This is a genomic window from Caballeronia sp. LZ033, from assembly GCF_031451265.1.
Taxonomy (GTDB): Bacteria; Pseudomonadota; Gammaproteobacteria; order Burkholderiales; family Burkholderiaceae; genus Caballeronia.
Genome location: NZ_JARUXQ010000001.1, coordinates 2,301,695 through 2,314,164 on the forward strand (window position 1 = coordinate 2,301,695; position 12,470 = coordinate 2,314,164).

The 12,470-nt window shown below is 65.8% G+C and carries 10 protein-coding genes; 6 read left to right on the forward strand and 4 right to left on the reverse strand.

All coding sequences use genetic code 11. The features are described from left to right. Positions 1 to 24 precede the first annotated feature (24 nt). The 3 genes from QCE62_RS10790 to fumC all read left to right on the forward strand — a co-directional run bounded on the left by QCE62_RS10790 (position 25) and on the right by fumC (position 4,940). Positions 25 to 1,470 carry an MATE family efflux transporter gene (locus tag QCE62_RS10790; RefSeq protein WP_309917498.1) on the forward strand — a complete coding sequence of 482 codons (1,446 nt, stop codon included), beginning with the start codon at positions 25 to 27 and terminating at the stop codon, positions 1,468 to 1,470. A gap of 357 nt (positions 1,471 to 1,827) precedes the next feature. Further along, positions 1,828 to 3,507: a phospholipase D family protein gene (locus QCE62_RS10795; protein WP_404987312.1), complete on the forward strand. Its 1,680-nt coding sequence runs from the start codon at positions 1,828 to 1,830 to the stop codon at positions 3,505 to 3,507. 26 nt (positions 3,508 to 3,533) lie between these two features. Continuing rightward, positions 3,534 to 4,940, forward strand: coding sequence for a class II fumarate hydratase (gene fumC / locus QCE62_RS10800; protein WP_309917502.1), 1,407 nt, complete (start codon positions 3,534 to 3,536; stop codon positions 4,938 to 4,940). A gap of 28 nt (positions 4,941 to 4,968) precedes the next feature. On the opposite strand, the gene QCE62_RS10805 is transcribed toward fumC, so the two are convergent. After that, positions 4,969 to 5,490 carry an acyl-CoA thioesterase gene (locus tag QCE62_RS10805; RefSeq protein ID WP_309917505.1) on the reverse strand — a complete coding sequence of 174 codons (522 nt, stop codon included), beginning with the start codon at positions 5,488 to 5,490 and terminating at the stop codon, positions 4,969 to 4,971. 52 nt (positions 5,491 to 5,542) lie between these two features. Continuing rightward, complete coding sequence (locus QCE62_RS10810; protein ID WP_309917507.1) at positions 5,543 to 5,686, reverse strand: hypothetical protein; 144 nt, start codon at positions 5,684 to 5,686, stop codon at positions 5,543 to 5,545. A gap of 138 nt (positions 5,687 to 5,824) precedes the next feature. Between QCE62_RS10810 and QCE62_RS10815 the strand changes: the two genes are divergently transcribed. Both QCE62_RS10815 and QCE62_RS10820 read left to right on the forward strand, forming a co-directional pair. Continuing rightward, positions 5,825 to 6,574 (forward strand): helix-turn-helix transcriptional regulator, encoded by a 750-nt coding sequence (locus tag QCE62_RS10815; RefSeq protein ID WP_309917508.1) that lies wholly within the window; start codon positions 5,825 to 5,827, stop codon positions 6,572 to 6,574. Positions 6,575 to 6,707: 133 nt separating this feature from the next. Further along, a complete protein-coding gene (locus QCE62_RS10820) occupies positions 6,708 to 8,993 on the forward strand; it encodes a DUF6600 domain-containing protein (RefSeq protein WP_309917510.1) in 2,286 nt (761 codons plus the stop codon). Between the two features lie 73 nt (positions 8,994 to 9,066). Here the strand turns inward: QCE62_RS10820 and QCE62_RS10825 are convergent, their stop codons facing one another. Further along, entirely contained in the window at positions 9,067 to 10,038 is a 972-nt protein-coding gene (locus QCE62_RS10825; RefSeq protein WP_309809228.1) for a thymidylate synthase, read from the reverse strand. A 157-nt stretch (positions 10,039 to 10,195) separates the two neighbouring features. Continuing rightward, positions 10,196 to 11,575, reverse strand: coding sequence for a sigma-54 dependent transcriptional regulator (locus QCE62_RS10830; RefSeq protein WP_309917512.1), 1,380 nt, complete (start codon positions 11,573 to 11,575; stop codon positions 10,196 to 10,198). A gap of 642 nt (positions 11,576 to 12,217) precedes the next feature. Between QCE62_RS10830 and QCE62_RS10835 the strand changes: the two genes are divergently transcribed. Further along, the gene (locus QCE62_RS10835; protein ID WP_309917515.1) at positions 12,218 to 12,451 is read left to right on the forward strand and encodes a hypothetical protein; all 234 of its coding nucleotides are present in this window, start codon (positions 12,218 to 12,220) and stop codon (positions 12,449 to 12,451) included. The last annotated feature ends 19 nt before the right edge of the window (positions 12,452 to 12,470 follow it).

Consider the following 12,470-nt stretch of genomic DNA (forward strand, 5'->3'; position numbering starts at 1 on the left):
TCTCCGTTTGATTCGCTCTCAACCATGCAAGCCCAGACCACGCGCGCGCAGCGCGCGCATCAAGGACCGCCGAGCCTCACCCGTCACGCCGCCGACACCGCGCGCCTCGCGGCGCCGCTCGCCATCGCGCAGCTCTCGCAGATGGCAATGGGCGTCACCGACACCATCCTGCTCGGCTCGCTCGGTCCCGATGCGCTCGCCGCCGGCGGCCTCGGCGCGAATCTCTTCTTCGTCGTCGTGACGCTGCTGCAGGGCGTGCTGACGTCGGTGTCGGTATCGGTCGCGCACGCACGCGGCGCCAACGCCGACGAGCGCGTGCCGAGCATCTACTGGACCGGCTTCGTGCTCTCGCTGCTGCTCGCAGTGCCCGCCTTCGTGCTGCTGTCCTATGCCGAAGCCATCCTGCTCGCGTTCCACGAACCGGCGCTGCTGGCGAAGAACGTCGGCGAATACTGCGCGGTGTTGCGCTGGGGCACGCCCGGCAGTTTGATCGGCGTCGGCATGATGCGCGCGTTCCTGCCGGCCATCGGTGCGGCGCGCAGGCTGCTGTGGGTGTCGATCGGCGGAGTGTTCGTCAACGGCTTCCTCAACTACGGCCTGATTCACGGCGCCTATGGCCTGCCGCGCGAAGGCTTTCTTGGCTCCGCGGCGGCGACCACCCTCACCGTCTGGCTGATCGCGCTCGCACTCGTCGCGTTCCTGCATCTGCGGCCGCGCTATCGCCATTTCGTCACGCGCACGCGGCCGCGCCTGCCGCTGATGAGCGAGCTGTTCAGCATCGGCTGGCCGGTTGCGATCACCTACGGCGTCGAATCCACGCTCTTCCTCGCCACCGGCATGATGGTCGGCCTGCTCGGCGAAGCGCCGCTGGCCGCGCACCAGATCGCGCTCAACGTGGCGTCGGTGGCGTTCATGGTGCCGCTCGCGATCGGTCAGGCGGCGAACGTGCGGGTCGGCTACTGGGTCGGCGCGGGCGTGCCGGTCGCCGCGCGCCATGCGGGCTTCGTCGCGCTGGCGCTGGGCGTCGGCTTCATGATGTGCTCCGGCCTCGTGCTGATCACGGTGCCGCACGCGATCGTCGGCCTGTATCTGAAACTCGACGATCCCGCCAACGCTCGCACCGTCGCGCTCGCCGCGTCGCTGCTCGGCGTGGCGGCGGTGTTCCAGATCGTCGACGGCATGCAGACCGTCGGCTCGGGCTGCCTGCGCGGCCTGCGCGACACCCGCGTGCCGATGCTCGCCGCCGCGTTCGGCTACTGGGGCGTCGGCTTTCCGACGGGCTATGTCCTCGCGTTCCATTTCGAACTGGGCGCGAAGGGCCTGTGGTGGGGACTCGCCGCCGGGCTCGCAAGTGTCGCCGCGCTGATGACGCTGCGGTTTCACCGCATCAGCCGGCGCTTCATCGAAACCGGCACGGCCCCGAACCCGGACGCCGCCGATGCCAGCGCCGCCCCGCACGGCCACGCGTGATGCCTGATAAACAAATGAGCCACGTGACGAAATGCATGGCACGAATGCTTGGTTGGTGCGCGGCCCGTCCATGGTTAGGATGAATCCGTCTCCTCCTTGAGACATCTGTGACAGGGGTTGTCAGCCCGCCTTCGACCAGGCGGGCTTTTTTTTGTCCGGCGCCTTTGCCGCCCTCCTCGTTCGCCATGCCACCGACGTCGACAGGGCTGCCTCACGATTCCCCTTAGAATTGTTTCGATGACGTGGCGGGAGAACGCTTTTTGCTACGACGCTTCGTCCGCCACGTACACCAGAACGCAAGCGACGGACGAGTCGCAACAACGAGAACGAGGAATCGAAGTGTCGGAAAGCCGGGGAATGCAGCGAGCAGCACGGCGTGGCGCGCCGGGCGTGCGAAAGGATCGGCGCGTTGCGCCGCGAGGAATTATGTCAGGCGTGCGCGGCCTGGCCACGGCGCTGCTGGCCGCGACACTGCTCGCCGCCTGCGCCACGCGCCCGCCCGCGACGGCGTTCGACCGTCCGGCAAGCCAGGCGCTCCCGCCCGACACCGCGACGCCGCTCGAAACCGCGCTGACGCCGCTCGAACGACAGCATCCGGAGCAATCCGCAGTGCGCCTGCTGCCGACCGGCACCGACGCGCTCCAGGCCCGCATCGCGCTCGCCCGCGCGGCGACGAAGACGCTGGACATGCAGTACTACATTGCCGAGGAAGACAACACCGGCAAGCTGCTGCTGGGCGCGGCGCTGTATGCGGCGGATCGCGGCGTGCGCGTGCGCATGCTGGTCGACGACCTGAATTTCAAGGACATCGACCGGATCATGGCGGCGCTCAATTCGCACGACAAGATCGAGATCCGTGTCTTCAACCCGTACGGCAGTGCGCAGCGCAGCTTTGCCGAGCGCACGCAGAATTTCTTCACGAATCTGAATCACTTCACGCGCCGGATGCACAACAAGGCGATGATCGCGGACAACCAGATCGCGATCGTCGGCGGCCGCAATCTCGGCGACGAATACTTCAGCGCGAGCCCGACGCTGCAGTTCCGCGACCTGGACGTGTTCGCCGCCGGTCCGGTCACGCAGAAGATCTCCGCGAGCTTCGACGACTACTGGAACAGCCCGCTCTCCTACCCGCTGCGCGCGCTGAACAAGCAGAAATTCGACCCCGCCGAGCTCGACAAGACCCGCGACGACCTGCGCGCGCATTGGCGCGCCCAGGCGGACCCGCTGAACGCCAAGCCGCTCAACGCGACGCCGCTGGCCCGGCAGATCGCGCGCGGGGAAATGGGCCTGGTGTGGGCGCCGACGGAATTCTGGGTGGATTCGCCGTCGAAGATCGAGCATCCGAGCGACGACTACCAGAGTCCGCCGATGAACCGCCTCGCGGAACTGCTCAAAGAAGCGCAGCGCGAGTTCCTGATCATTTCGCCCTACTTCGTGCCGCACGACGCCGGCGTGAACATCCTCTCCGAGGTGACGAAGCGCCGCGTGCGCGTCGCGGTGCTGACCAATTCGCTTGCCGCAACCGATGCCGTCGCGGTGCAGGCAGGCTACGCGCCGTATCGGATTCCGCTGTTGCAGCACGGCGTGGAACTGTACGAATTCAAGCCGCTGCAGGTGGCGGGCGAAGGCAGTCCGCGCGCGGGTCTGTTCGGCTCGCAGTCGCGCGCCAGCCTGCATGCCAAGGCCTATGTGATCGATCGGAGTATCCTCGTGATCGGCTCCATGAATCTCGATCCGCGCTCGGCGAAACTGAACACCGAACTCGCGCTCGTGATCCACGACGCGTCCATCGCCAGCCAGGCCGCCCAGCTGTTCGACCACGGCACCGATCCGAAAGTCAGCTGGCGGGTCCAGCTCGCCAGCGCGGCCGTCACCGAGGAGTTGCGGCGCACGGGAGCCCCGCAATCAGGGCTCATGTGGACCGCCGAGCAGGACGGCAGCCTCGTCACCTGGAATTTCGATCCCGAAGCAGGGTTATATCGCAATGCGATGACAGGCCTGTTTATGCTGTTGCCCGTCGACAAGCAGCTTTGATCCAACTTCGTAAGGACTTTCGAGCCATGACACAGAACGCGCAAGGCGACGTACGGATGGAGAAGGACACGTTCGGCGAGATCGCCGTGCCGAACGCCAAACTCTGGGGCGCGCAGACGCAGCGCTCGTTGCAGAACTTCAAGATTTCGACGGAAAAGCAGTCGCCCGAGCTGATCACGGCGCTCGCCGTCATCAAGCACGCCGCCGCCGAGGTGAACGACGAGCTGAAGCAGCTCGACTCGAAAAAGGCGAAGGCGATCATGCAGGCCGCGCAGGAAATCATCGACGGCAGGCATCCCGACGAATTTCCGCTCGCCGTGTGGCAGACCGGCTCGGGCACGCAGACCAACATGAACCTCAACGAGGTCATCGCGAACCGCGCGAGCGAGATTCTCGGCGGTGCGCGCGGTGAAGAGCGTCTCGTGCATCCGAACGACGATGTCAACCGCGGCCAGTCGTCCAACGACGTCTTCCCGACCGCGATGCATGTCGCCGCCGCCTACGGCATCGTCAAGCATCTGGTGCCGGCGCTCAAGACGCTGCGCAACACGCTCGACGAGAAATCGAAGGCGTTCGCGAAGATCGTGAAGATCGGCCGCACGCACTTGCAGGACGCGACGCCGCTCACGCTCGGCCAGGAGTTCTCAGGCTATGTCGCGCAGCTCGACCAGGGCATCCGCCACGTCGAGGCGACTTTGCCGCACCTGTACCAGCTGGCGCAGGGCGGCACGGCGGTCGGCACGGGGCTGAACGCGCATCCGCAGTTCGCGGGCAAGGTGGCGGCGGCGATCGGCAAGCTCACCGGCCTGCCCTTCGAGACCGCGCCGAACAAGTTCGAGGTCATGGCCGCCGCCGATGCGCTCGTCGCCGCGCATGGCGCGCTGAAGACCGTCGCGGCGAGCCTGATGAAGATCGCCAACGACGTGCGCTGGCTCGCGAGCGGCCCGCGCTGCGGGCTGGGCGAACTGTCGATTCCCGAGAACGAGCCGGGCAGTTCGATCATGCCGGGCAAGGTCAACCCGACCCAGTCCGAAGCCGTGACCATGCTGTGCTGTCAGGTCTTCGGCAATGACGTCGCGGTGAATTTCGGCGGCGCGAGCGGCAACTTCGAACTGAACGTGTTCCGGCCGATGATCGCGCACAACGTGCTGCAGTCCATCCGCCTGCTTGCCGACGGCGCGCACAGCTTCAACGACAACTGCGCAGTGGGCATCGAGCCGAATGAGAAGCGCATCGACAGCCTGCTCAACGAATCGCTGATGCTGGTGACGGCGCTGAATCCGCATATCGGCTACGACAAGGCCGCGAAGATTGCGAAGAAGGCGCACAAGGAAGGCACGACGCTGAAAGCGTCCGCGCTCGCGCTCGGCTTTGTGACCGAGCAGCAGTTCGACGAATGGGTCAAGCCGGGCGACATGGTCGGCGAGCCATAACGCGCGTCGTTCCGGCCATGCGGCGGGTTCAGACCTTGCCCGCCGCGACTTCCTCCGGCTTCAGCTCGACGATCGCATCGAGCGCGTCCTTCACGTCCATCGCATAGCGGGCGAGGCGCTGTTCCTCGTCGGTTTCCGGCACGAATGGAGGCACGGGCGTCGGGCTGCCTTTTTCGTCGACGGCGACGAACACCATCAGGCAATCGGTGGTCTGCTGCAACTCGCCGACTTTCGGATCGCCCGCGTGCACGGAGATATGGATGTGCATGCTGGTGCGCCCCGTCGCGACCACGCGCGCCCGCAGTTCCACCAGATTGCCGACCAGGATGGGCCGCCGGAAGCGGATATTGCCGACGCTCACCGTCACCGCGTAACGCCCCGACCACATGGCCGCGCAGGCATAGGCGGTTTCGTCGATCCATTTCATCAGCGCGCCGCCGTGCACCTTGCCGCCAAAATTCACGGAAGTCGGCTCGGCAAGAAAGCGGAAAGTGGTTTCGGCGCGGCTTTTCGGGGCAGCGGGGATGGGCGTTACGGCGGGCGTGTTCATGGGCGTCATCGTTGGAAGCGTGTGACGCCGATTATACGAAGCGAAAATGCGGCTAGTCGTGGACGGTGATGCCCTGGTCGACGGTGCCGTACATCGTGATGCTGCCGCCTCCGCCCGCCGATGACGACGGGCCGCCCGCACAGCCCGCGCACAATATCGCGAAGCCGAGGAGGCTCGCGAGAATCAGTCTGGTCATGGGAAATCTCCTGCTTTGAAATGCCAGCGGTCATTCTAGCGCCGCACGCATGCAACGACATTTCGGGATGCAGTGAAACATCGGTTGCGAAGTCGCGCTAGAGTGAACCGGTCCGGTCAACGGTTTCGAATCCACGCCATGAATACCGCACTCGATGTCACCGACGCGCGCACACGCCATTTTCCGGGGCTGTCGCGCATCGGCGCGCTGCTCGCCGATCCGGGCCGCGCCGCGATGCTCTGGTCGCTGATGGACGGCACCGCGCGTCCCGCGGGCGAACTGACGATGATTGCGGGCCTGTCGCCCTCGGCGGCCAGCGGGCATCTCGCGCGCCTCACCGAAGGCGGGCTGCTGGCGCTCGAAGTGAGCGGGCGGCATCGCTACTACCGGATCGCGACGCCCGACATCGCCGCGGCCATCGAGGCGCTCGCCAATCTGGCGCGGGCCAGCGCGCCGCAGCGCACGCCCGAACGGCCTCCCTCCGCCGTGCCGCTCGAGATGCGCTACGCGCGCACCTGCTACGACCATCTGGCGGGAGAACTGGCCGTGCAGTTGTTCGACGGCATGCTCGCGCGCCACTGGCTTGCCGCTGTGGGCGGCCCGACCGAGGCTCCGGGCCCCACCGCCCTCGAGGCGACGCCTGACGGAGCCGAGGCGTTCGCGGCGCTCGGCATCGACCTGACGGCGCAGCGGGCGCGCAGGAGACGCTTTGCGTGTACCTGCATCGACTGGAGCGAGCGGCGGCCGCATCTCGGCGGCGCGCTCGGCGCGGCGTTCCTGACCGCCTGCGAGACGCGCGGCTGGATCGAACCGACGGCGAAGCGTCGCGTGCTGCGCGTGACGCCGTCCGGCCAACGTCACTTCGAAGACTTCCTCTCCCGCCGATAAGCTTTGTTACGCGCGCCTGTGCGCCGTTACAAACCGCATCGTACGGATACACGGCCGGGCGATACATTGATCCGACAGGCCGCGCGCACGGAAGGCGCCCGCATGGCGCACGGCGCGGCTGGCGGAGAAAACAATGAAGACCAGGACCATGGCCGCCGCGACACTTGCCGTGTGCGCGCTGTTGTCGCAGGCGGGGACGGGCGCGTTCGCACAGACGCCCTCGATGGCCGCCGCGCCGCAGAACGACTCCGGCGATCCGCCCGGACGCATCGCGCGGCTCAACTACATGGCCGGCACCGTGACGACCGAACCCGCCGGCGCCTCCGACTGGTCCTACGCGCAGATCAACCGCCCGCTCACGACCGGCGATCAGCTCTGGAACGACGAAAACGCACGCTCGGAGCTGCATGTCGGCTCGACGGCGGTGCGGCTGGGATCGTCCACCGCGTTGACGGTGCTCGCGCTCGACGACAACACCGCGCAGCTCAAGATCGCGCAGGGCATGCTGTCGACGCGCGTGCGCGAAGTGCCGCCCGGCTCGAACTATGAGATCGACACGCCGAACATCGCGCTGACCGTGACGACGCCCGGCGACCTGCGCGTGGACGTCGCGCCCGATGGCCGCGCCACCACCGTCACGGTGCGCAGCGGCGGCGTGACCGTGTATGGCGACGGCGGCGCGATGCAGCTTGGCGGCGGCCAGCAGATCACCTTCGAAGGCACGAATCTCACGCAGACGGCGGCGAACGCGGCGCCCGCGCCCGATGCCTTCGATCAATGGGCCGCGAGCCGCGATGCCGCCGAGGATCGCTCGGTCTCGGCGCGCTATGTATCGCGTGACATGCCCGGCTATCAGGATCTCGATGCCAACGGCACCTGGCGCACGGATCCGTCGTATGGGCCGGTGTGGGTGCCGAATGCCGTGTCCGCCGACTGGGCGCCATATCGGCAAGGACACTGGGCGTGGCAGGATCCGTGGGGCTGGACCTGGATCGACGATGCACCGTGGGGCTTCGCGCCGTATCACTATGGCCGCTGGGCATTTGTCGGGTCGCAGTGGGCGTGGGTGCCGGGTCCGGATGCCGTCGCCGCGCCGCCGGCCTACGCGCCGGCGCTGGTCGGCTTCGTCGGCGATGGCGACGGCGGCGTCGACTGGAACGTCGCGCTTGCCGTGGGCGGCGTCGCGGCGGCGGGGCTCGCGTGGTTCCCGCTCGGGCCGGGCGAGCCGTGGCATCCGCATCGCGACGGGTGGAGCCCGCGCTACTACGAGCGGGTGAACCGGCATGTGTATGTCGATCGCTCGGTTCACATCAACAACACGTACATCAATTATCGCGAGCGACGCGGACTCACCGCCGCGCCGGCGAACCTGTTCGTGCGTGGCCAGCCGGTCGGACGCCAGCCGTATGCCATCGATCCGTCGCGTCTGCGCAATCCGCATTTCTTCGCGGGCGCGCCGGGCATCGCGCCGACCCGCGACAGCTTCGCGCCGGGCGCGCGGCGTGCGGACTATCGGCCGCCGCAGGGCGGTTACACGCGTCCCGTCGTGGCGACACGCGCGCCAGTTGCGCCGCCGGCGTTTCAGGGCCGGTTCCCACAACATGGCGATGCGCGGGCCGTTGTGCCGCCTAATGAACCGGTACATCTCGTCGCGACACATGGTCCGGCTCGACAAGTGATCGCCGATGGGGCTGCATTCAATGCGGCGCATGCACCGAATGGGTCGAACGCAGCGCATGGGCCGAATGCACCGAAGTCGCCGCCGCCCGGCGCGCCGCAGCGGCCAGGATTCGCTGCTGCACCGGGCGTCGGACAGCCGGTTCAGCAGCACGGCAATGGCGTGCCGCATCCGCCGCAACAGGCACAATTCGGCGGCCCATCGCACGGATCACACGGCGATGCCGCATCAGGACATCCGTTCATCAACGCGCCTCATGCGCCGGCGCCACAGCAGGCACAAGCACAAGCGCCTGCGCCGCAGGTCTATCGCGGCGCACCTCAAACGCCGATGCAACCGCAAGCGAGCTTTGCTCAACACCCGCCGACTCAGGCGCAGCCGCAGGCGCCGCAAGCGGGGTTCGCCCAGCACGCGCCGACGCAGCCGCAAGCACCCATTGCTCAGCACGCGCCACAGCCACAGCCGCAACCACAGCCTTATCACCCGACTCACGTTGAGCAGCCGCACGCGCCGACGCCGACGCCGATGCCGCAGCAGCAAGTCCAACGGCCGCCGGAGTTCCATCCCGCGCCCCAGCGTCAACCGATGCATCAGGAGGTGCGCCAGGCACCGCCACAGATGCAGCAACCGCATCGCGAACCGCCGCAAGCGCAACAGCAGCCCCATCCGCAATCGCAGCCACAACCGCAGCAAGCCCAGCAGCCTCAACACGGCGGCGGCAACGATCATCATCGAAGCTGAGCGTCGTCTGAAATGAAAAACGCGCGGCCGAAGCCGCGCGTTTTCCGAACCTCGGACCGCTTGAAACAGCCGCTTACACCGCCATCGGCGCGGTGAGCGGCTCGTGGTGCCGATAGCCTTCGAGCGCGAAGTCCGTCGGCTCGATCTTCTCCAGCCATTCGGGCTCGTAGCGCTTCGTGACCGCGTAGTCCGGCACACGGTCCGAAATGATCAGCTGCGGCGACGGATACGGCTCGCGCTTCAATTGCTCCTGCAGCATGTCGAGCTGGTTTTCATAGATGTGCGCATCGCCGATGAAATAGCTGAACCAGCGCGGCGTGTATCCCGTCAGCCGGCCGACCAGATGCAGCAGCGCCGCGCCCTCGGTCAGATTGAACGGCGTGCCGAGGCCGACATCATTGCTGCGGATATACAGGCACAGCGAAATCTCGCGCGTGGTCGCGTTGGGAATGAACTGGTACAGCAGGTGGCACGCGGGCAGCGCGATTTCGTCGAGCTTGGCGGGATTCCATGCGTGAAACAGGATGCGCCGGTCGGTCGGACGCTCGATGATCGTGTCGAGACACTGGCGCAGCTGATCGATTGCCTTGTACAGCAGCACCTGTTCGCGCCCGTTCTCGCTGAAGCTCGTGACGAGCTGATAGCCGCGGTTGGTGGCATCGGCGATCTGGTCGCCGGAACGCGCATCGACCAGCTTGTAGGCGGGCCACTTGCGCCACTGCACGCCGTAGACATCGCCGAGATCGTCCGGGCCCTGACGATAGGGATTCTCGAGCCACTGCGGATTGTCGTTGGCGTTGGCGTCCCACACCTTGCAGCCGAGCGCGCGGAAATCCGCCGCGCTCTTCGACGCGCGCAGGAAACCGACCAGCTCGCCGATCGCCGACTTGAACGCGAGCTTCTTGGTGGTGACGGCGGGAAAGCCTTGTTGCAGGTCGTAGCGCAGCATGGCGCCGGGGATGCTGATCGTGCGAATGCCCGTGCGGTTTTCCTGCCACGTGCCGGTATCGAGGATCGTCTGGACGAGCTCGAGATACTGTTTCATTCGATGTTCCTTGGGAATGCCGCGCGCCCTCGCGAACGGAAGGCGGAAAGAGCGATTCTACCAAGCGCGCAGACACCACGCTCGCGATGCCATGCCGCCGACGCGGCAATGCAAAACGGGCGCCGTGGCGCCCGTTCGAAGGATTCGGCGGCGGCAGTCAGCCGCGTGTCGCGTGCTCCGGAGGCACGTCGACTTCGATATGACGCATGCCGTGCGCGCTCAACAAGCGATACAGCGTCACGCGCGAAATGCCCAGTTCATGCGCCGCATCGCCGAGACGCCCGCGATGCCGCAACAGCGCAAGTTCAATCGCCTGGCGCTCGGCCGCCTCGCGCGCCTGCGCCAGCGATACCGGCGCGACTTCCACGTATTCGCCGAGTTCGAGATCGCGCGCGGTGATCTGGCGCCCTTCCGACATCACGATGGCCCGCCGCACGCGATTGATCAACTCGCGCACGTTGCCCGGCCAGCCGTAGTTATGGATCGCGGCGATGGCGTCCGGCGAAAAGCCCCGCAGACGACGGCTCGCGTCCTTCTTGAAGCGATCGAGCATGTGCTTTGCCAGCAATTCGATGTCCTTGCCGCGCGCCCTGAGCGGCGGCTCGTCGATCTGCAGCACGCACAGCCGGTGATACAGGTCGGCGCGGAAACGTCCTTCGATCATCGCCGTCTGCATGTCGACGTGCGTCGCCGAGATGATGCGCACGTCCACCGGCGTCGAGCCGTGGCCGCCCAGGCGTTCGACCTTGCGTTCCTGCAGGAAGCGCAACAGGCTCGCCTGGCTTTCGAGCGGCAGGTCGCCGATTTCGTCGAGGAACAGCGTGCCGCCGTTGGCTGCTTCCACCCGGCCGATCTTGCGCTGATTGGCGCCGGTAAAAGCGCCGCGTTCATAGCCGAACAGCTCCGATTGCAGCAGATGCGCGGGAATCGCGCCGCAGTTGATCGCGACGAACGGCTGGTCGCGGCGCGCGGAACGTTCGTGGATGGCAACGGCAGTGAGTTCCTTGCCGGTGCCCGATTCGCCGGAGATGAAGACGGGCGCGTCGGTCATCGCGACCTTGCGGATGGAGCGGAACAGCGCCAGCATCGCGTCGCACGAGCCGACCATCTCGCCTTCCGCGCGGCCTTCGCTGCGCGCGTCGTTGGACGCCGCATCGTGCAGCGCCACCATGCCGTACGCATGCCCGACGGAATCGACGACACGGTCGTTCGACGTCGGCAGCGTGACGTAATCGAAACAATAATCGCGAATCAGGCGCCGTACGGCGGAGTCTTCCAGCTGGCCCGCGACGGTCGCCGCCACCCAGCCCACGTTGGTCATGGTCAGCGACGATTCGAACGCTGCCAGTTCATGCGATTCGAAATGGCTCGACAGATCGAGCAGACCGCCTGTTGCCACGTCATTGCGCAAGGCCTTGCGCGTGTCGCGCGCGCTCGCGACGATTTCGATGTGCCAGCCACGCTCCTCGAAACGCGCGCACAGCGTCTCGCTTGGATCGCGAGTCACGTATATGAGTTGCCGCCGAGCGACGTCCATTATTCAGATCCTTAGTTCAACGTTCGTTGAAAAGGTCGCGTAGTCAAGGCTCGCGCTACATCGCAGACTTCGTTGTCCTCGCATGTTTGCCAGTGCATTTACAGCAGGACTTGCAGTTCGATACGTCGCCCCCGGGACTTGGCGCGGAACCCCTTGCACCCTTCCACGAAACCCTTTATGTCTGATTCTGTGCCGTTTTTGAGAGACTACTATAACCCAGAAACCCCGAAAACAAATATCGCCCGAGGCGAACGAAAGCGCCACAAAACCCTGACAGGACGGGCTTGACAAGAATTTCTCACATATTTATTAAAAGCTTTGCGCACAATTTGATACGACAAAATCTTATACCGGAATCGCACGGACTTCAGGTTTTTCTGACGTGACGTTTCACCATTGAAACGTTTTCGCGTGTTATTCAGGTGGCATTTCCCGCAATATTTCCGACCCGCTTTACCCCTCAACGGATCCGCCCGGATGGCACGCATCTCGCATAAGTTGCGCAGTGTCGGAGCGTAAAAACATCATATTTGCCGAACGTGCGTACAAAACTCATACGACTATCATCGTTCGCATAATCGCCTTTACCGACGCGATGATTACTTTATTTCCAGATGTCTTCCGAGTCCGGGAATAGTTACCTTGGGTTATGTCGTCAAGATGGCACTCGATAGTTCATTCCAGCGCGCCGATTCCCGCGATACGCATTCAAGCGATCCATTGGAAGACGACGATCCGCAATCGTTGCACGCCGCCGTCCGCCCGGGCGGCGCCGGCATCAGCGTGAGGCTGTGGGACGAAGCCCCTCCGGCGTCGGACGCGCCTTCGGCGCCGCTCGCGCCCATGGCGTTCGATGACGAACCGCCGCCGTCCTGACGTCCAACGCCCGCACGGG